Consider the following 21717-nt stretch of genomic DNA (forward strand, 5'->3'; position numbering starts at 1 on the left):
GAGGTTTAGGTGAGTGCAAGCGGGGCCCAGGCAGCGGCTTTCTTCCGAGAGATCGTGCAAACTCGCAGCGTTTGGTGGGTCCGAGACGACGATGGTAGTCCGACCCCCGTCTCAAGTTCTGGGCGACCGGCCTTTCCCTATTGGTCGACAGAGGACCGTGCACAGCGTGGTGCTCAGATTTGGGGTCCTCAATTTCATCCTGTTCCAATGCCGTTGGATCATTGGCGACGCGCGGCATTGCCGGATCTAGCAAAGGAAGACTACCGGGTAGGGATTAACTGGAGTGGGCAACGCCTGACTGGATGGGACTTCACTGTGGAGGAGGTGGTCAATCGTCTCATGCACGCGCTCGGTGAGCCGCCGTACGACCGCTGATGTCTAGCCGCGGGGCGTCCTGCGAGGCCGTGTCCAGGGTGGGCTGAGTGTCCTTTTGCGCGGTGTCGCCTGATGCCTATCTCACCGCGAACGAGCCAAGGCGGGCCCTTAGACGTCGTTTCTTATGGCGTGAGAGTTCGTTGATCCGTGCATGACGGATCTCGTGGAGCGACTGGTGCCGGACGAGTTGTGGGTGCTGTTCAGGCGGGTGGTACCACCGACTGAAGTGATACGCCCGCAGGGCGGTGGCCGACGCCGAGCAGGTGACCGCGAAGCCCTGGCTGCGATCATCTTCGTAGCGACGTCGGGCTGCACCTGGCGGCAGCTGCCGCCGGTGTTCGGCCCGGCCTGGCCCACGGTCTACCGCCGGTTCGCCCAGTGGAGCCAGGACCGGGTCTGGGCCAGGCTCTACCGCGTGATCCTCGACGAACTCGGAGCGCGAGGCGAACTGGACTGGTCTCGGTGCGCGATCGACTCCGTCAGCCTGCGGGCCGCAAAAGGGGGCCACTGACGGGACCGAATCCGACCGACCGCGGCAAACTGGGATCGAAAATCCACCTGATCTGTGACCGCAACGGACTGCCGCTGTCCCTGGGCATCTCCGGCGCGAACATGCACGACAGCCAGGGCCTGGAGCCGCTCGTCCGGGGCATCCCGCCCATCCGCTCCCGCCGCGGACCCCGGCGCCGGAAGCCGGCGAAACTGCACGCCGACAAGGGTTACGACTACGACCACCTGCGGCGACGGCTGCGCCAGCGGGGCATCCGTCCTCGCATCGCCCGCAAGGGCATCGAGTCCTCACAACGGCTGGGCCGGCACCGCTGGGTGGTCGAGAGAACCGTGTCCTGGTTGGCCGGCTGCCGAAGGCTCCACCGCCGCTACGAACGCAAGGCCGAGCACTTCCTCGCCTTCGTCGGCATAGCCGCAGCCCTCATCGGCTTCCGAAGACTGGCAGGCTGAGACGCTGGTTATCCGATGAACTGTTCCATCGTCTTGCGATACTGCTTTGATCGATCTTCCGTCAGTTTCCACAGAGCAGGAAGACCGCCCTCCCGCATCCGGGCTTCCGCCTCTTGCTGGCACCCTGCCTCGAAGCGGAGCAGGCTGTCGAAGGAGCCGATACGGACGGCGGTCGGCCAGGATGCCGCCGCCTTCGAGGCAAACTCCATGGTCTGCGCTGACGTAATGTTCTGTTGCTTCGGCCTGGTCAGCACCACCGTACCGAAGACCAGAGATGACCATCCTTTGACAAAGGCGTGGCCGGCGAGCTCTGCCGGATACCTGGCATCCAGGGACCAGCTCTCGGCGAACGCAGAGCCGAGCAAGTCGTCGTCGAGCCCTTGACCGTCGAGAAACGCTGTGATGTTCTCCAGCCCCGCCATGATCGGGCTGTAGTGGTCAAGCAGGCCAGATCGCGTGGTCAGTACCTGCACGGCTCCGCCCAGCCGGATGGCTGCGGCGCAACACAGCGCCGTTCCCACAGCGTCAAACGCCTCATCCACGAGCCCCCACCCCTTGCCCAACCCCAACGATGGCCCCCTCCGGCACGATAACCGCAAGAGCGCCATAAGAAACGACGTCTTAGACGCCTTCCGATGACGTGATCGCTCGTTGGGCCGCGTTTGGCGGATCTGGTGGAGCGGTTAGTGGGGGACGAGTTGTGGCTGCCGAAAATCCACCCTCGTCCATGAACGGGGTCGTCAGCCTCGAAGGTGACGCGGACAGGACGCCCCCGCCGAGTGCGATGTGCTCAGCGAATGCCGTGGCGGCGCTTCACCTGCTCCCAGACACCGGTGTCGCACGGCCCGGCAAGCCGCCGGAACGCCTCGTAGGACAGTTCGCGCAGCGGGGCTGGCTCAAGCCAGCTGTCCCGTACGGCGGTCCCGTCCCAGGAAGCCACCGGCATCCGGACATAGTCGGGGCGGCCGCTCTTGTCCGCACTGGTGACCTTGAGCACCTGGGCGTGATGGCGGAAGGTGCGCACCACAACACATGGCCTGTCCTTCGAGCCGGTGCCGTCGTCGAAAGGAAGCTCGGCGAACCAGACGTCGCCCGGCGCGGGAGGACGCCCTCGGAACATGCCGGGATCGGGTGGCACCGACTCCGGACCCTGACGCGACGTGGACGCGGGCCCGCTTGGCTGACGTACGGATCCGAAACCCGCGCCGCCTCGTGGCGGGCGCACCGAACCCCATCCGGCGCCCCCGCGCTGCGGCGCCGCAGCGGGGCGTGGCAGGGCGCGGATCCAGGTGCCGAGGAGCAATCCTGTGACCAGCAGCGACACGGCGGCACCGGTAAGGGCGCAGGAAATGAGGTCGGCGCCGGTCGCTGCCGCCAGGAGCCCACCGCCCAGGCACTCGGCCACCATCAGGCATCCTTGGATGCCCACCGAGCTGCCCTTCCCCGCTGGCACCGGCGCGGGCCTCGCGGCCCCGGGGCTGACCGGTTTGGCGGGTTGCGGAGCACGGGCACGGGCACGGGCACGGGCACGGGCATAAGCGATGAGGAGCGCGATCAGCAGGACGCCGACCAGGTCCAGCACATCAGAGAACCCGAAGTCGCCGTCGTCCTGGTAGCTCTTGTCGTAGCCGAGGACGAACAGGGCCATCGCGGTCAGGCTGGTGAGGGGAAGCCACGCGACGAGCAGGGCGACAGCCAGGACGGCGTACGCCGCGCTGCGGTGCCGCCCGATGGTCTCCCGCACAGACACCTCCCCCTGGCCGTTCGGCCGCCGACAGTACTCCCCTGGCCTGTGGCCAGGGAAACCCACAGTCAGCATCAAGCAGTTGACCCGACGCATGCGGCCCCACGGCCCGCTGGCAACGACGACCTCTGCCGGCGCGCCCACGCCAGTCCTGAAGGACGCGACCATGACGGACGGATCGCAACAGAGCGCCAGGCCGGAGCGCCAGAAGCCTGGACCGCCCGAGCCCGTCCCCCGGCAAGCAGTCCAGCACGACGCCCAGCCCCCTTCAAGCGGAACGGCTCCGGGAGCCGCTTTCTGACCGGCTTGGGGAAGGCACCGCACATGGTCCGGTCCCGACCTGCCAGCGGGCCCGCGGCCCCGCGGCGAAGGCGGCGTTGCTCCCGTGCGCAGCGACCTCGCGGTTGAGCGCCGCGGGTTGCGTCGGTGAGCTGGGTCCCCGAACGGGACGGCGTCCGCGCCAGGGACGGCCCTTCGCGGGCCACGGTCGCACATGAGTCGTCGACCGTTGGCCCGCCGCCCTGCGTGTCCGCGGGCGGACACGTCCCCCGCCCGAACGCATCGACGCACTCGATGGCACTCGATGGCGTTCTGCTTCAGTTGACGGCGACGAAGAAGGTCCCCGCGGTTGCTGGGCTCCGGACGGGCCGCTCAGTCCGCCCCGTCGGGCGACCAGCCCACCGGCGGGCTCAGCGTGCCGCCCAGTTCCTGTGCCCGGCGCAGGAACTCCTCCCGTAGTACGCGCGCCGCCCGCGGCACGGACGCGGTCCTGCGCAGTTGCAGCATCAGCAGCACCCGTGTCCCGGCGTCCGCCAGCGGCCGGTAGGTGATGGCGCCCAGCCGCTCCAGCGGATCCCCGACGACGCTGAAGTCCGGCAGCACCGTGGCCCCGAGCCCCTCCGCCACCATCAGCTTGCCCATCTCCGCCCCGTCGGTGGAGTACGGGAAGGACGGGGTACGGCCGTTCAGCAGCCCGTACCGGTGCATGACATAACCGGACCGCATTCGCGATGAGGGGCTGGCTCAGCAGGTCGTCCACGGTCACCTCGGGGCGGGAGGCGAGCGGGCTGTCGGGACGCATGCACACCACCGGCCGACCGTACAGGAGTTGCGTCGACTCCAGAGCGGCCGGCATGTCGTCCCCTTCGAGGTGGTTGACCAGGCCGAGGTCGAAGCCGCCCTCGGTCAGGGCCCGGTGGATCTCCGTCTGCTGCGCGGCGACCACCTCACGTCGGGCGAGCCGCCCGCCCAGGTCGCCGAGAAGATCGCATGGATCCGGGAACTGGCCGGCAAGGAGGGCCGTACCGTCCGTTTCGGCATCCGGCTGCACGTCATCACCCGCGACACCTCCGCACAGGCGTGGGCCGAGGCGGACCGTCTGCTGGCGGGCTTCGACCCGCAGACGGTGCGATCCGTGCAGGCGGGGCTGGCCCGCAGCGAGTCGGAGGGGCAGCGGCGCATGCTCGCCTTGCACGGAGGGAGCCGGGACGGTCTGGAGATCCACCCCAATCTCTGGGCCGGCATCGGCCTGGTCCGCGGCGGTGCGGGCACCGCGCTGGTGGGCAGCCACGAGGAGGTCGCCGAACGGATCCGGGAGTATCACGCCCTCGGCATCGAGGAGTTCGTGCTCTCCGGCTATCCGCACCTGGAGGAGGCGTACTGGTTCGGGGAGGGAGTACTGCCGCGACTCGCGGCCCAGGGCCTGTGGCACCACCCGCACACTCCCCGGCCACAGCAGGCGGCACAGGTGCCCTTCGCGAGCTGAGGCCGACCGAGGACCGCGGCCCTGCCTCGCTCTACACCGGGTTCTCCGGAAGCCTCCCTCTGCCCTTGCTGGCCCATCCTCGTCGACCTTGAACGCGGAGATGTGCGGTTTGGAACTCTTGAAGAGCGGCATCTGTGGAGGAAGCCGAGCGCCTGACGAGGCTGCGGCTGCCCCGAAACCACAGTTACGGGACAACCCTTAGTTGCACCGATCACGTCCGCTCCTGGCTCCGGCCCATGGTCCCCACTACGTGGTCCACAGGACCGACGACCCGCGCCTGGTGCCCAGTGTGCAGACCGAGGCGCCGCCGAGCCGCCACGCCGTGGACCAGGCTGCCCCATCCCGTTGTCCTGGACGCCTCCAAAGTCTGCACCCATGGATGGGTGGCCGCGCATGCGCCGGAGCACTGCGCGGTCTGTCGGTTCGTGCCCTGCGCCGCGCCCTTTCCGGGCGCCTGCCGTCAGCGCGGGGCTGACGGCCGGCGGAGAATCCCGAGTCGCACATATCAGCGTCTGCCGCGAACGTGCGTACGGGCGTCATATTCAGCCACGCGCGTGGCCGGGAATGATGCACATCGTGTTTCCGAGCGTCTTTTCGAGTAGGGCGCCGCCGTCGCGATCCTCACGTCGGATACGTCAACCCTGTTTGACGCCATCGCCGGTTCGAGCGCATACGAAACCCCAGACGGTTAAGCGGCCTATGGCACGAAAAGAATGACCACACGAAACGCATTCCGAAGGAGGTCACCTATGCGTTGCTCCCGGTCCGTTCTGCTCACGGCCGCCGGTGTGCTGCTCGCCGCGACCGCAGCGTCCGGTACGGCCGCGGCGGCGGTGCCCGGTGAGGTCGTGGTGTTCAGCACGGAACTGTCGCCGCTGACCGTCTACGAAGACCCGCACGGCTGCCACAAGCTTCCCCCCGACGCACACGTGCTGACCAACCGCACCGACCGGCCGGTCACCGTGTACGCCGACCCGTTCTGCCTCACGCCCGGTCTGACCGTCGCGCCGGACCACGGCTCTCACGTGGCCGCCGGCAGCGGCAGCTTCTCCGCTTGAACCGCCCCTGTCCCCCTCCCCCCTCCGGTCCCGCACACCGAGGAGAACCGCTGCGCATGACCATCGACCTCGTCGTCATGGGACTCGGCCACGTCGGGTTACCTCTCGCCCGCGCCGCCGTCTCGGCCGGCCTGACCACCGCCGGGTACGACGTGTCCGGCGCGGTGGTGTCCGGGCTGGCCGAGGGGCGTTCGCACGTCGGTGGCGTCCTCGACGCCGAGGTCGCGGCCATGCTGGACGCGGGCTTCCGCGCCACGGCGGACCCCACGGTCCTGGACGGCGCGCAGACCGTCGTGATCTGCGTCCCCACCGGGCTCACCCCGCAGGGCCTGCCCGACCTGTCGGCGGTGGAGGACGCCGCGCGCGTCGTCGCGGCGCGCCTGCGACCCGGGACGCTCGTCGTCCTGGAGTCCACCAGCTACCCCGGCACCACCGAAGACGTCGTCAGACCCCTCCTGGAGCGGGGCAGCGGACTGCGCGCGGGCGAGGACTTCCATCTCGCGTACTCCCCGCAGCGCATCGACCCCGGCAACCCGGTGTGGGACGTCCGCAACACCCCCAAAATCGTCAGCGGGTGCACCGCGCTGTGCGCCAAGTACGCCGTCGCGTTCTACGGACGGTTCGTGGACCGCCTCGTCCTCGCCCGCGGTACGCGGGAAGCCGAGATGGCCAAACTGCTCGAGAACACCTACCGGTACGTCAACATCGCCCTCGTCGACGAGGTGGCGCTGTTCTGCCACCGCACCGGCATCGACGTATGGGACGTCCTGCACTGTGCGGCGACGAAGCCGTTCGGCTTCGCACCGTTCGTCCCCGGCCCCGGTGTCGGAGGGCACTGCATCCCGGTCGATCCCCGCTATCTGGCCGCCCGGGCGGAGTCCCAGGGCTTCCCTTTCCGCATACTCGCGGCCGCGGACGAGGTCCTCACACGCATGCCGCGGCATGTCGTGGAGCGGACCCTGTCGCTGCTTCGAGAGGCGCGAAAGGGACCCGAGGGCGCCCGCGCGCTCCTGCTGGGCGTCACCTACAAGGCCGACGTGGCCGACGTCCGGGAGACACCGGCACGCCCGGTGGCCGAGGGACTCCTCGCGGCCGGGGTCGAGGTGACGTACCACGACCCGTACGCGGCCCACTTCACGGTGGGCGGCCGGCCCGTGCCCCGCGCCACGGATCTCCAGGCGGCCCTCGACGAGGCGGACGTGGCGGTCCTGCTGCAGGACCACGCCTGCTACGCGCGCGAAACACTGGGCAACGCCCCGTGCGCCGTGTTCGACACCCGCGGAAAGAGTACGGGCGCCAGGGTCACGCATCTCTGACCGTCTCACTCGCGGGGTCTTTCTCTCCACTCCCGGCATTCCAGAGGTCATTCCCGCGCGACTGTTTCGCTTCCTTCGCTTGTTTCGCCGACTTTCCTCTCCCTTCCCGGACGGGTCACGGGATTCCGATTCCCTCACACCCTGCGCAGCTCTTTCGGCACGTGCGTGCACGGGGTTCTCATCGCGCCGCAGGTTTCTTTCCCCGTCCGCCGACGCACGGTCCGGTCCCACCGACCCGCTCGGCACCTTTCCGCCGGAATTCGCACCGGCGCCCACAGCCCCGCGCAGGCGTGCGTCCTGCGCGGTCGCGGCCCGAAACGGGCCGCACCCCGTCCACCACCTCCAAAAGACCGACACGACAAGGAGAACGACATGAGCACTGCTGTCGCCAACGACCGTCTGGTGAAGCGCTTCGAGAAGTGGGACATCGACGGCAACGGCGTCCTCGAAGCCAGCGACTTCCAAGGGGAAGCCGCCCGGATCGCCGACAACCTGGGGCGTGACGCCGGCTCCCCCGAGGTCCAGGAACTCCTCGCGGCCTTCCAGGGCCTGTACGAGGCCCTGGCCGAGAAGGCCGGGGTCGCCCCCGGGAGCGGCATCAACCGGGACCAGTTCCTCACCGCCACGGGGAACATGCTGTTCCAGGAGGGCGAGGCCAGCTTCAACCGCGCCCTCTCCCCCGTCGTGAAGGCGCTGATCCGCCTGTGCGACGACAACCACGACGGCGAGATCGACGAGCAGGAGTTCCGTGCCTGGCTGACCGCCGTGGGCGTGCCGAACTCCGAGGTCGGCGACAAGTTCCGGAAGGTCGACGCCAACGGCGACGGCCGCCTGTCCGAGGACGAACTGCTCCGCGTGCTGCGCGAGTTCCACTACGGCCGGCTGGACGTCGAGCTGCTCGGCTGAACACCGGATCGCCCCCTGTGCCCCCGGGGATCCGCCCCGGGGCACGAACCGGGCCTGTGGCTCAGGGCGTCGGCCCTGGGCCACAGGCCCCTTGCGTCGGTCCTTGTCGGAGGTCGGGTGTCCTAGTACCACAGTCGGGGATCGTGATCTTGTTGCTGGAGTGCGGTGGAGATGGCCAGACGGCGGACATCTTTGATCTCGCTCATCCTGGCAGCGGTCATCGGCGTCCACTCCCTCTTCTCTCCAGCGGCACGGAGGGCTTCTCCGACCTCGCTGATCTTCACGGAGGACAACACGCCCGCCCGCTCGATCAGGTCGTCCCGGGCCACGGTGGTCAGCCATGTGCACGGAGTAAAGCCTGGACGCGGGAAGGCGAACCGCAGCACGCCTTCGAAGGGCAGTCCTTCCGGGGCGCCTACGGCCACTTCAACGCCCAGGCCGCTGATGTCGACGCCCGCCGGCGCAACGACCTGCATCGCCTGGAAACCCGGATGACTCCTCGTCCGAGAGCAGCACGACCGGGCGTCGCTCATCGAAGTCGACCCACCAGACTTCACCGCGTTGCATGTGTCCTCCTGGCGCGAGACGGCGGGCGAACGCTGCGTGCCCCGTGCGGGACACGGAAGGGATGCGGCCCCGTCTTCGCACGTCGTGACCGAGGGGCGGTGAAGACCGGCCCGGCCACCGTTGGTCATCGGTGTACGAAGACTGAAGTTCGTGCGGTGGCCGCGAGTCACAGCGTAGGCCCTCCGCCTGAAGATCACGATCTACGGCTGGAGTACTAGGCGCCGCCCTGGACGAAGGTGACGCGGTCCTCGGGTGCCAGGCCGAGGTCACGGCCGCTGAGCGGACGGGCGGTGTGGATGAGGATGTTGTAGTGGTTGGGCAGGTGGCAGGCGTCGAAGCCGAGGACCGTGCCGACCTGTCTGTCGCCGATGCTGACCAGGTCGCCGCGGTCGATGACGCCGCCGCACTCCAGTTCCGCGAAGCCCAGGAAACCGACCCGGTCAATGCGGGCGCCGGGGTGCGGGTCCCACTGGTCGGTGGTGACCAGTTCGTGCACCTCGCCCCGGCGTACGCAGCGCGCCGCGTGCTCCTCCAGGCGCATGCCGCGGTCCGTGCGGTGGTGCGTCAACACCTTCACCAGGCCGGCGCGCACCACTCGCTTCGGCCCGTCCTCCGCGGGGTTCACCGGCCCGCCTCGGCTGCCGTCACGTCGCCCGCCGGGCGCGCGGCGCGATAGGCCGCTTCCACCAGCTCCAGTGCGGCGAGGCCGCCATGTGCGCCTTCGGCGGCCCGCGCGTGGCCGGCGGCCAAGGAGGCGAACTCCGTGAGGATCGCCTCGTACTCGTGCCACAGGGACGCCTTGAATCCGGGGTGACCGGCCAGCATGTCCGCGTGCAGGATCTCGCCGTCGGCCAGCTCGACCTCTATGTCCTTCACTTCGCCCGGGTAGGACCAGTCCAGTTCGACCGAGGCCGTCGCTCCGGTGGGGCTGTGCAGCTCGATTTCGGCCTGCCGGTCGATGCCGTGGTCGTCGCGGTGGATCGTGCAGCCGGTGACGGTGACCTCGCCGAGGAGGAGCCGTACCAGGTCCAGGGCGTTCGGGCCGTTGTCGGCGACGCAGCCGCCGCCGCAGCGGGCGGGGTCGAGGTACCAGTCCTCGCCGCCGAGGTGGTCCTCGATGCGTTCCAGGTAGCGCACCCGGACGGTGGCGATGTTCCGGCCGGTGAGCTGGTGTGCCAGGGTCCGGACGGCCGTGTTGTAGCGGCGGTGGAACGCCGTCATCAGCGGGACGTCGCGGTGCCGCGCGAGGTCCACCAGCCGGTGTCCCTCGGCGGCGGTGAGGGCGAGGGGTTTCTCGACGCAGACGGCGATGCCCGCGGCGAGGGCGTCGTGACAGACCGGCAGGTGTGCGTGGTTGGGTACGGCCACGACCACCGCGTCGGGCCGCGACCGGGCCAGCAGGGCGCGGTGGTCACGGAAGCGGGCCGCTTGTCCGCCGTACTCCTCAAGGGTCTCGGTGCGGGTGTCGCACACGGCCGCCACCTCCCAGCCAGGCAGGCGCTGTGCGGCGGCCAGGTAGTACGGCGAGATGGCGCCGAGGCCGATGACGCCCAGGCGCAGCGGGCGGCTCATCGCGCGCTCCCGGAGCGGAGGCCGCCGAGGAGGCCGAGGCCGGTCAGTTCCCGGTGCAGGTGGGCGGGCAGCGGGATGCCGTCGCGGCGGCGCCGGGCGCTTAGTTCCGCCTCCCGCCAGCCGGGGTAGCGCACCGGTGCGCCGCCGGGCCGGGGCGGGCATTCGGCCAGCGTGCCGAACAGGGAGCGGGTGGTGCCGGTGAGGTCCGCGTCCGGGCGCAGTACCTGGGGGGCGATCGCGAGGAGGAAGAAGCCGATGTCGTCGTCGCGGCCGTGCGGGCGGCCGTCGCCGTCCAGAGCGTCGGGCGAGGGGCCGAGGGCCGCGCCGGACACCACCGCGGCCAGCAGTTCGACCGCGATGCCGAGACCGTAGCCCTTGTGGACGCCCGCCTCGGGCGTGCCGCCCAGCCAGCGCAGGAACGCCTCGCCGCGGTCGAAGGCGGACGGGTCGGTGACCGGGTTGCCGTCGGCGTCCTCCAGCCAGCCGGGCGGCACCGGGGTGCCGCGGCGGGCGGCGACGCGGACCCGTCCGCTCGGGGCGACGGTGGTGCTCATGTCCAGCAGGAAGGGGTGGCCGTCGAGGGCGGGTGCGGCGACGCTGAGCGGGTTGGTGCCGAGCATGGCGAGGGCGCCGCCCGGGGGGCATGCGATGCGCTGGCCACCGCAGTTGCTCGCGACGACGCCGATCATCCCGGCGTGCGCGGCGCGCACGGCGTGGAAGCCGGCGCATCCGAAGTGGGTGGCGCCGCGCACGGACACCAGCCCGATGCCGTGCCGGCGGGCGCGTGCGATCGCGTCGTCCATGGCTTCGGCCGCGGCCCACAGGCCCAGGGCGCGGCGGGCGTCGACGACGGCGCAGGCGCCGAGGTCGGTGACGGTCTCCGGTTCGGCGGCGGGGTCGCAGCGGCCGGACTCCAGCAGGGGCAGGTAGAGCCGGGTGAGGTTGAACACGCCGTGCGAGTCGAGGCCGGTGAGGTCGCCGTGGCACAGGGCGTCGGCGGCGAGCCGGGCCCGTGCGGCGGGGATTCCGTGTTCGGTGAACAGGCCGGTCAGCTCGGCGTGCAGCTCGGCGTGGTCGACGAGGACGCGGGTGTCGTGGGGGGCGGTGGGCGCCGTCATCCAGATGTCCTTACGGGAGGGGTCAGCGGTCTTCGGCGAAGCGGGTGACGAGGCGGTGGACGACCTGGGCGAAGTCCTCCAGGTCGGCGAGGTCGACGAACTCCCCGGGCGCGTGGGCTCGGTTGACGGCGAGGTCGCCGGGGCCGAGGACGGCGGTGAAGGCGTCGTCCAGTCCGGCGGCCCAGATGGCGTCGCAGGTGAAGCCGGGGTCGTCGGCCGCGGGCCGGGCCCCGGCGCGGGCCAGCAGCGCCTGCGCCCAGGGGTCGTGGTTGTCGAGGGCGGGCAGGCCCTGCTTGTCCCAGTCGAGCCGGGTGACGGTGGCGGCGTCGATGGCCGTGCGGCCGAACTCTCTCGCCCCGGCGAAGAGTTCGGTGAAACGGGTGAGGCCGTCGGTGACGTGCCGGGTCACCGTCTCCTTCAGGCGGTGGCCGTCCTCGGTGCTGCCGTAGGAGAGGTTGAGCAGCAGGGTGCCGGTGCCGTGGACGCGGTTGTGCGTGCGGCCGGTGTGCAGGCCGGCCAGGCACACCCGGGTGCCGGGTACGGCACCGTCCAGGCGGACGGCGAGGTGCTGGGCGAGGAACCCGAGCAGCGCGGTGGCGTTGTGTCCGGCGTCCGGGTGGTCGTCCACGGCGTCCTCGCCGGTCACGGTGAGCCGGGCGGTCATGGAGGCGGTGGCCCGGGGCAGCGCGCGCAGACCGGTCGGCTCGCAGAAGACGTTGAGGCGTCCGTGGTGGCCCGCCTCCATCAGCGGGCGGGTGCCGTACGTGCCCAGGGCGCCGCCCTCCTCCCCTGCGACGGCCTGGACCAGGACGGTGACGTCCCGTCCGACGGCGGGGTGGCCGGCGGCGGCCCGCAGCCCCGCGAGGAGGGCGACGGCGGGTCCCTTGGCGTCGACCGCGCCCCGGCCGGTGAACCGCACCCCGTCGAAGGCGGGCGGGACGTGCCCGGCGACCGTGTCCAGATGGACGTTGAACATGAGCGTGTCCGCGCGGGGACGCTCCGGGCCGAGCCGCAGCAGCAGGCTGGGCTGGGCCCGCAGGAAGCCGGGATCGCCGGCGGCGGCGCGGCGGACCGTCGACGGCACTCCGGGCCGGTCCAGACAGGCGGCGGGGGGCGCGGCGAGCCGGACGGTGACGCAGCCGGCTTCGGCGGCGGCCGCGGCGTAGCGGTCGAGCAGCTCGGGGAGCCGGGACGGCGGGTCGTCCGCTCCGGCTTCGAGGGGGTTGACGCTGGGGAGGCGTAAGAGGTCCAGCAGCAGGGCCTGGTCCCGGTCGCTGAACAGGGCGTTCACGGCGTACCGCCGGGGCGGGCGGGGGCCGGCTGTGCGGTGCGCAGCAGCCGGGTGAGGGCCTGTCCGGCGCGTACGAACAGGTCGGCGGCGTCCTCCCCGGCCCGCAGCAGGCCGTCGTGGGGGCGCACGGCGAGGTGGGGTTCGAGCGAAAGGGCGCCGGTGTAGCCGTGGGCGGCCAGGGTCCGCAGGCACTCGGCCACCCCGGCGTCGCCTTCGCCGGGCAGGGTGTAGACGGTGGTGCCGTCCGGGGTGCGCACAGCGTCCTTGATGTGGACGTGGACCACGTGGGGCGCGAGGTCGCGGAGCAGGTCCGGCGCGGGGTAGCCGTAGGGCACGCCGTTGCCGGTGTCGAACAGCAGGCGCAGGGCCGGGCTGTCGACGGCGCGCAGCAGGCGCAGCGCGCGATCGGCGCTGTCCCCGGCCCAGCCCGCGCAGTTCTCGTGGACGAGGACCAGGCCCGCGCGTTCGGCGCGGTCGGTGAGGACGGCGATGCGGGTGAGGACGCGGTCGGCCCACTCGGTCTCCGGGAGGCCGTCGTTGGGGTACGACATGATCCGCACCAGGCGGCAGCCGAGCGCGGCGCACCGTTCGGCCAGGACGTCCAGTTCGGCGAGGTCGAGAGCGAAGTCGCCGGTGACGGGCCGGGACCAGTTGCCGATCTGTGAGGCGACGGCGGGCACGGTGACGCCCTCGTCCCGCAGGGTGCGGGTCAGGGCGGCGAAGGCGGCCGGAGAGAGGTCGGCGAGGGCGGTGCCGTCGACCGAGCGCAGTTCGACAGCCTGCCAGCCCAGCCGCCGCACGGCGGCCAGTTGGCCGTCGAGGCCGGGGGCCGCCTCGTCGCCGATCCCGGTCAGGGGGCCGAAGCCTTCGGCGCGGGGGCCGGTGGGGTGACGGTCGTCGCCGCGGTGCCGGGCGAGGTGGGGGCTGTCCGTGACGGGTCCGGGGGCGCGGGAGCCGTCCGTGCCAGATCCGGGGGTGTGGGAGCCGTTCGTCCGGGGTTCGGTGAGGTGTCCGCCGGCGGCGTGGCCGCCGCCGGCGCGCTCCTCACTCCCGCGGTCGTCGGCAGGGTCGTGCACGGGCATGTCAGCGGCTCCCGGAGGCGGGTGATACGGCGGTTGATGCGGCGGCGACATGCTCCCGGGCCGCGTCCAGCAGACGGGCGGTGGCGCAGGCGAGCGTGAAGCCGGTGGTGCCGGTGGTGCCGGAGCGGAACGCGCGGTAGGCGTCCTCCAGGAAGTCGGTCAGGGCGTCGTCCCGGAAGACCAGGTGGGTGGGCTCGTCGGCCTCCGGCGCGTCCGTGTGGCCGGCGGGCGTGACGGACTCGTCGGCCTCCGCCGCGCTCGTGCGGCCGGCGGGTGTGACGACGAGCTGGGCGTGGTCGTCGTCCTCGCTGAGCGGGAAGTGGGCCGTGGCCGTGCCGTGGTCGAACGCGCAGACGACGCTGCGCTGCCGCACGGGTGCGCCAAGGTCGGAGCGCAGCAGGGTCGTCACGCCGGAGGTGTGCGCGAGTTCGAGGTGGGCGCCGCCCATCCGGGGCAGTACGCGGTCCTCGCAGCGCAGGTCCCAGCAGTGCGCGGCACGCAGTGTGGCGGGGCCTGCCAGGTCGAGCGCGAGGGCCAGGGAGTGGGGGATCTCCACATCGAGGGCGCTGTCGTGCCCGTCGCTGGTCAAGGAGCGCAGGAAGCGCGGTTTGTGCTGGTCGACGGTGATGCGGCGGAGCCGGCCGAGGCGCTCGCCACGGACCAGCGCGCGCAGCCGGTGCGCGAGCCGGGAGCCGGTCCAGTGGGCCACGGGGACGAGGGCGAGGCCGGCCTCGTAGTGGAGCCGGATCAGAGCGTCGAGTTCGCCGGGGGACGCGGCCAGGGGCTTCTCCACGATCATCCGGCGGACGCCGTGGGCGGCGAGTTCGGCGACGAGGGCGTACCGCAGGCGGGGCGGCGTGCACACATGGGCCACCACGATGGCGGGGTCCAGGTGGCGCAGGGCCTCCTCCAGTGTGGCGACGACGGTGGTCCCGCGCAGACCGGCCGCCGTGCGCAGCCGGTGCGCGCGCGGGTCGCAGCCGACGGCGGGCAGGGTGACGAGCGGGTCGCCCGCGGCGGCGGTCCGTTCGGCGAGCCGCGCGAGCGTTCTGATGTGCAGTCCTGTTCCGGACCGGCCGAGCCCGACCACTAGGGGCTGCAGCACAGGGCCTCCTAGTCCGTTCGCCGATGTGTCTGCGACGCAGGACTCTCGCTGTCGGCCGAGGAATTGGTCAAGCGATTCCCGGGGCCTTTACCCACAAAGTGTGAAGATGCCTCTTTCCGATCTCCGTGACCCGTACAACCGCTTAAGGTTGATATTCGGTTCGACCTGACGGGTCTCAGCGGGGTGGAGTGAGGAAATGCGTTTCGAGACGCGCCTTACGGCAACGGACAAGGCCGGATTACCAGCGACAGAAGGGCAGTCGGCCGACATTCCCTTCTTCTCCCAGGCTCAAACTTTCGAACGGTTGTGGCCCGCCATCGAAAAGGGGATGGAAGACGTTTTCCTCAGCGGAAAATTCTCGCACGGAAAACAGGTCGGGCACCTCGAATCCGCGCTGGCGGCCTACACGGGAGCGCGCCATGTGATCGGGGTGAACAGCGGCACCGACGCGCTCGTCCTGCTGTTGCGGGCCTGCGGGCTGCGGCCCGGTGACGGTGTGCTGGTCCCCGCGTACTCGTTCTTCGCCACCGCGTCGGCCGTCGTCCTGGCGGGCGGGCGGCCGCAGTTCGTCGACATCGACCCGGAGACGTACGCGATGGATCCGGTGGCGCTGGAGGCGGCCGTCACCGACTCCAGCCGGTTCGTGATGCCGGTGCACCTGTTCCACACGATGGCCGATCTGGCGGCCGTCACCGCCGTCGCCCGGCGGCACGGCCTGACGGTGGTCGAGGACAGCGCCGAGGCGATCGGCATGCGGCGGGGCGGGGTGCACGCGGGGCTGCACGGGGCCGGCGGGGTGCTGTCGTTCTTCCCCTCCAAGACGCTCGGCGCGCTCGGTGACGCGGGCGCGGTCCTGACCGACGACCCGGAGGTGGCCGGCACCGTGGCGGCCCTGCGGCACCACGGCAGGCCCGGCCGCACGCTGAACAACTTCCCGGCCATCTCCACCGACAGCGCGTGGCCGGGCGTGAACAGCAAGATGGACGACATCCAGGCCGCCGTGCTGCTCGCCAAACTGCCGCTGCTGGAGGAGCAGATCGAACACCGCGCCGCACTGGCCGACGCCTACACCGCCCGTCTGAAGGACACGCCGGGCATCCTCCGTCTGCCCCGGGCCACCGCCCAAGGACCCGACGACCGCGACGTGTTCTACGTCTACCTCATCGAGGTCGAGGACCGCGACGCGCTCGTGGACCACCTCGAAAGGCACGGGATCGGAACCGAGGTCTACTACCCGCTGCCGCTGCCCCACCAGCCCGCCTTCGCCGGGCTCGGCCACCGCCCGGGTGACTTCCCGAACGCCGAGGCGGCGTCCCGGCATGCCGTGGCCCTGCCGTTCCACGCCGATCTGGACACCGGCGACGTGGACCGGGTCTGCGACACCGTCCGCTCCTTCCTCGCCGCACGGAGGACCGCCGTATGACCGTGGCGCCCGATTTCGCCGTGCCGTTCTTCCCGCCCGGCCTGTTCGACGCCGACCGTGCCGCGTTCCTCGATATCGTCCGGGAGGTCGGCCTCGACCCCGAGCAGCGGTTCATCCTGGGCCGGCGCACCGCGGCCTTCGAGGCCATGCTGCGCGCCGACCTGGAGGCCGCCGACGTGGTCGTGTGCTCCAGCGGCACCTCCGCGCTGTCCTTGGTGCTGCGGGCCCTGGACATCGGCCCCGGCGACGAGGTGATCGTGCCCGCCTTCGGGTGCGCTCCCCTGGCCGCGTCGGTGATCGGCACCGGAGCCACCCCGGTCTTCGCCGACATCCGGCCGGACACCCTCACGATGGACCCCGACCACGCCGGCCGTCTCGTCACACCGCGGACCAGAGCGGTGATGCCCGCGCACATGTTCTCCGTGATGGCTGACATGCCCCGTTTCACCGAGCTGGCCCGCCGGCACGGGATCCGCCTGGTGGAGGACTCCGCCGTCGCCCAGGGCGGCGTCCTGCGCGGGGTGCCGGCCGGACTGTGGGGCGAGGCGGGCGTCTACTCCTTCGTCCAGGTCAAGACGTTCGGCATGCCCGGCGAGGGCGGCGTGGTGGTCACCCGGGACGCGGAAGTGGGCGCGAAGGTACGGCTGTTGCGCAACCACGGCCAGCCGCCCGGGCAGCGCTTCCTGCACCAAGTCATCGGGATCAACAGCCGCTTCGACGAGATCCAGGCCGCTTTCCAGACGCACCGCTACGCGGAGTTCCCCGCCCGGCTTGAACGGCGGGCGCAGATCGCCGCGTACTACACCGAGCGCTTCGCCCCGCTCGTCGACCGGGGCATCGTCCCGCCCCCGCCCGACCGGGACGGTCGCTGCTTCTACGTGTACACCGTGCTCGCCTCCGACCGGGACGCCCTCGCCGCCCACCTGGCCGAGTCGGGCATCGCCACCCACGTCTACTATCCGCATCCCCTCCCCGCGCACCGCGCCTTCGCCGCCTACGCTCCGCCAGGTGCCAGATGGCCGCGGGCGGAGGAGGCCGCCCGCCGTCATCTGGCGCTGCCGGTCCACCACTTGCTGACCGATGCACAGGTGGAACACGTCGCCGACCGCGTGTGCGCCTTCGCGGAAGCGCACGCCTGACATTACGGCGGTGGCCGGCCGCCGAGAGGTGAGGTGCCGCGCCGACCGGGGTGAGTGCTGTGGGCCGGCCCCAACCCCCTCCTGGTAGGCACATGCCGTCCCGTCCGACGCGAGGCGCGGGCCGGGTCGTCCCGAGGGGCAGGCGCGCCGGTCCCGGCCCCGCTCGAGCGCCCCGGACATCGGCCGCACCGTGCGGCGCGCGCCGCGCGCCGTTCCGTGCGCCGTACCCGAATTTGATCCCCTCCGCCGTATCCAGATCCGAGAAGGTGACCCATGACGGACAGCATCGCGGCCGGGCGTTCCGCGTCCGCCGCGCACGGCGCCGGCAGGCTGCGCGTCTACGCGCGGCTCGGCAAGCTCGACGTGTACGACTACTACCTCGGCATCTTCCTCGCCCTGTCCGCCGCGCTGTTCCCGGTCGGCGCCTTCACCGCCGGGCAGGCGTGGGTGCTGGCGCTGTTCCTGCTCGGAGAGATCGCGGTGCTGATGGCGATGGTCGCCCTGGACGACGTCACCGGCTTCCGCGACGGCAGCGACCTCGCCAACTACGGACCGGACAACCCGCTGCGCAGCAAGGTCCGCAAGCCACTCGTCGCCGGCACCCTGGCGGTCCCTCAGGCGCTGCGCTTCGCCTGGGTCTGCGCGGCGGCCGGTGCGGCGCTGTGGGCGGGCGCCGCCATGCTGGCACCGCACCGACCGCTGTGGGCGCTGATCGCCGCGGGCGCGTTGTTCGTCGTGTCGTTGCAGTACTCGTACGGCCTGAAGATCAGTTACCACGGTTTCCAGGAGGCGTTCCTCGTCGCGCTGGGCGCGGTGCTCGTGATCGTGCCCTACGGTCTGGTGACCGGCGGCTGGTCCGGCTTCCTGATGGTGCAGGCGGTGCTGTTCGGGTTCGGGCCGCTGATGTTCGGCGTGTACTCCAACACCAACGACGTGGCAGGGGACCGGGCCGTGGGCCGTCCCACGGTGGCGGCGCTGGTCTCCGAGCGGGGCAACGCCGTCTTCATCGGGGCGCTGTCGGCCGCGGAGTTCCTCATCGGCGCGGTCGCCTCGGTCACCGGGGTGGCTCCGTGGTGGTTCGCGGTGCTGATGCTTCCGGCGACCGCGCTGCGGGCCCGCCAGTACACGACCGGGTTCGTACGCGGCGACATCATGACGGCCCGCCGGACGGGCTTCGCGGTGCACCGGCTGAGCGTGGTGCTGATGACCGCGGCCAATGTGCTGGTCGGTACGGGGGTCGGCGGATGAGCCCGGATCTCGACGTGGCGGTCGTCGGCGCGGGCATCGCCGGTCTGACCGCCGCCCACGAACTGCGGCGCGCCGGGCTGTCCGTGCGGGTGTACGAGGACGGGCCGCAGGTGGGCGGCCGGATGCGCACCGTGCGTCATGAGGGCTGGACGGTGGACACGGGAGCGGAGCAGGTCGCGTCGCGCGGCTACCGTGCCACCTGGGAGCTGCTGCGTCGCATCGGCGCCGGTCCTGCGGACGTGCCCCGGGTCGGCGGCGCGGTGGCCGTCTGGCGCGGCGGCCGCGCCCACCTGGGCGTCGGTGAGCCGACGGCCGTCCTGACAGGAGCGGGTCTGTCCGCCCGTGCCCGGCTCGACCTGGCCGCCTTCACGGCGTGGACGGCGCGCCGCCGCGCCGGGTTCGACGGCGACCGGCCCGAAGCCGGTCCGCTGGGCGCCGCCACCGTGCGGGAGGCGGCCGCACGCTTCCACCCCGATCTGCACGACTACCTCCTCCAGCCGGTCGCGGGCTGCTTCTTCGGCTGGGACACCGCCCGTTCGGCCGCCGCGCCCCTGGTGAGCCTGCTGGTGGAGGCCGGTTCCCCGTCCGGGTGGCGCACCTACCGGGGCGGCATGGACTTCCTGGCCCGCCGGCTGGCCGCGGGCCTCGACGTGGAGACCGGCCGGGCCGTGCGCGAGGTCACCGACGCGGGTACGTACGCCGTCGTGCGGTTCGACGACGGGGAGATCCGGGCGCGGGCCGTCGTCCTCGCCGTACCGGCTCCCGTGGCGGCGGAGTTGCGTCCCGACGCGCCCGGCGACGAGCGGCCGTTCCTCACGGCCTGCTCCTTCACTCCGATGCTGAAGGTCAGTTGTCTGCTGGAGCGGCCGCTGGCCCCGGCCGCGCGGCGGCCGGTGCACATCCTGCTCACCCCTGCCGTCGAGGAGGACGTGCTCTCGGGGGTCGTCGTCGACCACGCCAAGGACACGGGCAGGGCGCCCGCCGGTCGCGGGCTGATCACCCTGGTGGCGGGTCCGCGCCGGGTCCGCGAACTGCTGGACGCCTGCGCGGACGAGGCCGCCGACGTCCTCGCCCACGCCGCCGAACGCTATGTGCCGGGGCTCACCGCCGCCCGCCGCCACCACCTCGTCCACGCCTTCCGTCACGGCCTGCCGGAAGCCACCCCGCACGCCCTGCGGGAGCGGTCCGGCTTTCTGGCCCGCCCAGTGCGGGCGGTGGAGTACGCGGGCGACTGGGTGATGCTGCGGCCCGCTTCCGAAGGGGCCGTCCGGGCGGGCGCGCTCGCCGCGTCGCGTGTGCTGAGCAGGCTGCGGCACCACCGGCCGTCCACCGGCCCCGAACCAGCGGAGGAGATCCGTGCGACCGCATGACATGGGCACTCTGTTCGACGAGGCGGCGGCGGCCGGGGCCCGGACTGTGGTCCGTCTGGACCGGCCGTTCGACATCGCCCCGCGGGCCGGCACCCGCTGGACCGTCCCGGAGCTCGCCGCCCTGGTCCGCGCCACCGCCGCCCGGCTCGCCCACGCCGGGGTCCGGCCCGGCGACCGCGTGGCCGTCGTGAAGGACAACCACTGGGACTACGACCTGCTCGCCTGCGCCGTGGTTCGCCTCGGCGCCGTCCCCGCCCAGCTCTCCGCCCGCCTGGACCCGGCGGACCTCGTCACCCTCCTGCACCGCCTGCGCCCGGCCGCACTGGTCACCACCTCCGCGGTACTGGCCCGCTGCCGCGACGCCGCCGGCATCGCGCCCCTGCTCATCACCGTCGACACCGCCGTGCCCGGCGCGGCCCACCTCGCCGCGTTGGACGCCACCGGCCCCGCCACGCCGGTGCGGCGCCCCGTCGACGAGCCCCTGGTCATCCACCACACCTCCGGCACCACCGGCGTGCCGAAGCTGGTCGTCCACTCCACGCGGACGCTCGTGCACAAGCTGGCCCGCTTCGAGGCGGTGCGCTATCCGGGGATCGGCCTGCGCCGGGACGACGTGCTGTGCAACGCCAGCGCGTACGGGCACGGCCGCACCTTCTGCTGGACGGCCGTGGTGATGGCCATGGCACCCGCCGGGATCGTCGTCCTCACCGGCGACGACCCGGACACCGCCGACCCGCTGCTCCGGGCCTGCCCGCCGACCGTCGTCGAGGCGCTGCCCGCCACGTTCGTTCGGCTGCGGCCGCTGACCACGCGGCTGGACAACCCGTTCCGGCGCGTCCGGCAGTACATCAGCACCTACGACGCCGTGCATCCGCCCGCGTTGCGCGCCTACCTGACGGCGAGCCACCACGCCCGCCCGGTGTGGATGCAGGGCTGGGGCCAGACCGAGACCGGGCCGCTGACGTTCCGCTTCCACACGCGGCGCTCCGCGCTCGCCCCGGACGCGGCGTCCACGGCACGCCGGCTGGGCCGCCCGGTGCCGGGCCGTACCCGGCTGCGCGTGGTGGACCCGGACACGCTGCGACCCGTGCCGCGCGGCCGGCCGGGGCTGCTTCTGGTGCGGACCGCGGCCCTCGCCCTCGGCTACGTCGGCGAACAGGAACGCTGGGACGCCAAACGCGTCGGCGACTGGTGGTCCACGGGCGACGTGGGGGTGCACCACCGCGACGGCAGCGTCAGCATCCTGGACCGTGAAGCCGACACGTTGCCCGGCCTGAGCTGCCTGCGCACCGAGGACCTGCTGGAACACCGGATTCCGCAGGCTCTGGAGTGCGTGATCATCGGCGCCCCGGACGGCGACCCGCTGCCGGTCGTCGTCACCGCCGACGGCCGGCTGGCCCCTGACGCGTGGCAGCGCGCCGTCGAGGATCTGCCGGCGCTGCCCCGGCCCACGGTTCTCGCGTGGGACGAGGTGCCCCGCACCGGCACCGGCAAGGTCCGCCGGGCCGCTCTGGCCGAGCGGTTGACGGGCGCGGCGGTCACCGGGACGGGGCGGTGGACCTGACGGGTCGCCGACCGGACACCGACGAGAGGTCCCTCTCCCCCACCACCATCCGCGACCAGGCCGGGGGGCGTCACCGATCAGGCCGCGGGTCGTCACCGATCAGTCTGCGGGTGC

18 protein-coding genes and 3 pseudogenes are annotated in these 21717 nt (G+C 72.0%); 11 read left to right on the plus strand and 10 right to left on the minus strand.

Going from position 1 to position 21717, the window contains the following annotated elements; all coding sequences use genetic code 11:
• Window positions 1-9 precede the first annotated feature (9 nt).
• Window positions 10-375 carry a DUF2750 domain-containing protein gene (locus IE308_RS00635; protein WP_190216102.1) on the plus strand — a complete coding sequence of 122 codons (366 nt, stop codon included), beginning with the start codon at window positions 10-12 and terminating at the stop codon, window positions 373-375.
• 151 nt (window positions 376-526) lie between these two features.
• Window positions 527-1335 (plus strand): IS5 family transposase gene (locus tag IE308_RS00640; protein ID WP_190216103.1). Its coding sequence is split into 2 segments (ribosomal slippage): window positions 527-874 and window positions 877-1335, totalling 807 coding nucleotides; the frame shifts between segments, so codons are not numbered across the junction.
• 8 nt (window positions 1336-1343) lie between these two features.
• On the opposite strand, the gene IE308_RS00645 is transcribed toward IE308_RS00640, so the two are convergent.
• From IE308_RS00645 to IE308_RS00655, 3 genes and pseudogenes are all read right to left on the minus strand, one after another.
• Window positions 1344-1877 (minus strand): hypothetical protein, encoded by a 534-nt coding sequence (locus tag IE308_RS00645; RefSeq protein WP_190216104.1) that lies wholly within the window; start codon window positions 1875-1877, stop codon window positions 1344-1346.
• 248 nt (window positions 1878-2125) lie between these two features.
• Window positions 2126-3079, minus strand: coding sequence for a type II toxin-antitoxin system PemK/MazF family toxin (locus tag IE308_RS00650; protein WP_190216105.1), 954 nt, complete (start codon window positions 3077-3079; stop codon window positions 2126-2128).
• Between the two features lie 651 nt (window positions 3080-3730).
• Window positions 3731-4409 (minus strand): annotated as a pseudogene (locus IE308_RS00655) (substrate-binding domain-containing protein).
• Between IE308_RS00655 and IE308_RS00660 the strand changes: the two are divergent.
• From IE308_RS00660 to IE308_RS00675, 4 genes and pseudogenes are all read left to right on the plus strand, one after another.
• Window positions 4302-4844: pseudogene (locus tag IE308_RS00660) on the plus strand (LLM class flavin-dependent oxidoreductase); the annotation flags it as partial. The pseudogenes IE308_RS00655 and IE308_RS00660 overlap by 108 nt on opposite strands.
• A gap of 749 nt (window positions 4845-5593) precedes the next feature.
• Window positions 5594-5902, plus strand: coding sequence for a hypothetical protein (locus tag IE308_RS00665; RefSeq protein WP_190216106.1), 309 nt, complete (start codon window positions 5594-5596; stop codon window positions 5900-5902).
• Between the two features lie 56 nt (window positions 5903-5958).
• The gene (locus IE308_RS00670; RefSeq protein ID WP_190216107.1) at window positions 5959-7218 is read left to right on the plus strand and encodes a nucleotide sugar dehydrogenase; all 1260 of its coding nucleotides are present in this window, start codon (window positions 5959-5961) and stop codon (window positions 7216-7218) included.
• 372 nt (window positions 7219-7590) lie between these two features.
• On the plus strand, window positions 7591-8124 hold the full coding sequence (locus IE308_RS00675) for an EF-hand domain-containing protein (RefSeq protein WP_190216108.1): 534 nt from the start codon (window positions 7591-7593) through the stop codon (window positions 8122-8124).
• Window positions 8125-8246: 122 nt separating this feature from the next.
• Here the strand turns inward: IE308_RS00675 and IE308_RS00680 are convergent.
• The 7 genes and pseudogenes from IE308_RS00680 to IE308_RS00710 all read right to left on the minus strand — a co-directional run bounded on the left by IE308_RS00680 (window position 8247) and on the right by IE308_RS00710 (window position 14859).
• Window positions 8247-8691: pseudogene (locus IE308_RS00680) on the minus strand (type II toxin-antitoxin system PemK/MazF family toxin).
• 214 nt (window positions 8692-8905) lie between these two features.
• Window positions 8906-9316 carry a DUF6917 domain-containing protein gene (locus IE308_RS00685; protein WP_190216109.1) on the minus strand — a complete coding sequence of 137 codons (411 nt, stop codon included), beginning with the start codon at window positions 9314-9316 and terminating at the stop codon, window positions 8906-8908.
• Window positions 9313-10263, minus strand: a complete 951-nt coding sequence (locus IE308_RS00690) for a Gfo/Idh/MocA family protein (RefSeq protein WP_190216110.1) — start codon at window positions 10261-10263, stop codon at window positions 9313-9315. Before IE308_RS00690 ends, IE308_RS00685 begins: the two co-directional genes overlap by 4 nt.
• The gene (locus IE308_RS00695) at window positions 10260-11381 is read right to left on the minus strand and encodes an Ldh family oxidoreductase (RefSeq protein WP_190216111.1); all 1122 of its coding nucleotides are present in this window, start codon (window positions 11379-11381) and stop codon (window positions 10260-10262) included. The genes IE308_RS00690 and IE308_RS00695 overlap by 4 nt, the downstream gene beginning before the upstream one ends.
• Window positions 11382-11403: 22 nt before the next feature.
• Window positions 11404-12672 (minus strand): M20/M25/M40 family metallo-hydrolase, encoded by a 1269-nt coding sequence (locus IE308_RS00700; protein WP_190216112.1) that lies wholly within the window; start codon window positions 12670-12672, stop codon window positions 11404-11406.
• The gene (locus IE308_RS00705) at window positions 12669-13754 is read right to left on the minus strand and encodes a sugar phosphate isomerase/epimerase family protein (RefSeq protein WP_190216113.1); all 1086 of its coding nucleotides are present in this window, start codon (window positions 13752-13754) and stop codon (window positions 12669-12671) included. Before IE308_RS00705 ends, IE308_RS00700 begins: the two co-directional genes overlap by 4 nt.
• Window position 13755: 1 nt before the next feature.
• Complete coding sequence (locus IE308_RS00710; protein WP_190216114.1) at window positions 13756-14859, minus strand: Gfo/Idh/MocA family oxidoreductase; 1104 nt, start codon at window positions 14857-14859, stop codon at window positions 13756-13758.
• A gap of 328 nt (window positions 14860-15187) precedes the next feature.
• Here IE308_RS00710 and IE308_RS00715 point away from each other — a divergent pair, with 328 nt between their 5' ends.
• The 5 genes from IE308_RS00715 (at window position 15188) to IE308_RS00735 (ending at window position 21603) form a co-directional block, all read left to right on the plus strand.
• Complete coding sequence (locus IE308_RS00715; protein WP_229908638.1) at window positions 15188-16282, plus strand: DegT/DnrJ/EryC1/StrS family aminotransferase; 1095 nt, start codon at window positions 15188-15190, stop codon at window positions 16280-16282.
• Window positions 16279-17421, plus strand: coding sequence for a DegT/DnrJ/EryC1/StrS family aminotransferase (locus IE308_RS00720; protein WP_190216116.1), 1143 nt, complete (start codon window positions 16279-16281; stop codon window positions 17419-17421). Before IE308_RS00715 ends, IE308_RS00720 begins: the two co-directional genes overlap by 4 nt.
• 273 nt (window positions 17422-17694) lie before the next feature.
• Complete coding sequence (locus IE308_RS00725; protein ID WP_190216117.1) at window positions 17695-18669, plus strand: UbiA family prenyltransferase; 975 nt, start codon at window positions 17695-17697, stop codon at window positions 18667-18669.
• On the plus strand, window positions 18666-20039 hold the full coding sequence (locus IE308_RS00730; protein ID WP_190216118.1) for a protoporphyrinogen/coproporphyrinogen oxidase: 1374 nt from the start codon (window positions 18666-18668) through the stop codon (window positions 20037-20039). Before IE308_RS00725 ends, IE308_RS00730 begins: the two co-directional genes overlap by 4 nt.
• Window positions 20026-21603: a class I adenylate-forming enzyme family protein gene (locus IE308_RS00735; RefSeq protein WP_229908639.1), complete on the plus strand. Its 1578-nt coding sequence runs from the start codon at window positions 20026-20028 to the stop codon at window positions 21601-21603. The genes IE308_RS00730 and IE308_RS00735 overlap by 14 nt, the downstream gene beginning before the upstream one ends.
• Window positions 21604-21717: the final 114 nt, after the last annotated feature.

It is taken from the genome of Streptomyces griseosporeus (assembly GCF_014656055.1).
Lineage (GTDB): Bacteria > Actinomycetota > Actinomycetes > Streptomycetales > Streptomycetaceae > Streptomyces > Streptomyces griseosporeus.

What these genes read in the sequence shown, in the direction of transcription:
- IE308_RS00690 (WP_190216110.1), bottom strand. Translation starts at nt 10,263, where the DNA reads ATGAGCCGCCCGCTGCGCCTGGGCGTCATCGGCCTCGGCGCCATCTCG.
- IE308_RS00695 (WP_190216111.1), bottom strand. Translation starts at nt 11,381, where the DNA reads ATGACGGCGCCCACCGCCCCCCACGACACCCGCGTCCTCGTCGACCAC.
- IE308_RS00720 (WP_190216116.1), top strand. Translation starts at nt 16,279, where the DNA reads ATGACCGTGGCGCCCGATTTCGCCGTGCCGTTCTTCCCGCCCGGCCTG.
- IE308_RS00730 (WP_190216118.1), top strand. Translation starts at nt 18,666, where the DNA reads ATGAGCCCGGATCTCGACGTGGCGGTCGTCGGCGCGGGCATCGCCGGT.
- IE308_RS00705 (WP_190216113.1), bottom strand. Translation starts at nt 13,754, where the DNA reads ATGCCCGTGCACGACCCTGCCGACGACCGCGGGAGTGAGGAGCGCGCC.
- IE308_RS00675 (WP_190216108.1), top strand. Translation starts at nt 7,591, where the DNA reads ATGAGCACTGCTGTCGCCAACGACCGTCTGGTGAAGCGCTTCGAGAAG.
- IE308_RS00670 (WP_190216107.1), top strand. Translation starts at nt 5,959, where the DNA reads ATGACCATCGACCTCGTCGTCATGGGACTCGGCCACGTCGGGTTACCT.
- IE308_RS00665 (WP_190216106.1), top strand. Translation starts at nt 5,594, where the DNA reads ATGCGTTGCTCCCGGTCCGTTCTGCTCACGGCCGCCGGTGTGCTGCTC.
- IE308_RS00715 (WP_229908638.1), top strand. Translation starts at nt 15,188, where the DNA reads ATGGAAGACGTTTTCCTCAGCGGAAAATTCTCGCACGGAAAACAGGTC.
- IE308_RS00725 (WP_190216117.1), top strand. Translation starts at nt 17,695, where the DNA reads ATGACGGACAGCATCGCGGCCGGGCGTTCCGCGTCCGCCGCGCACGGC.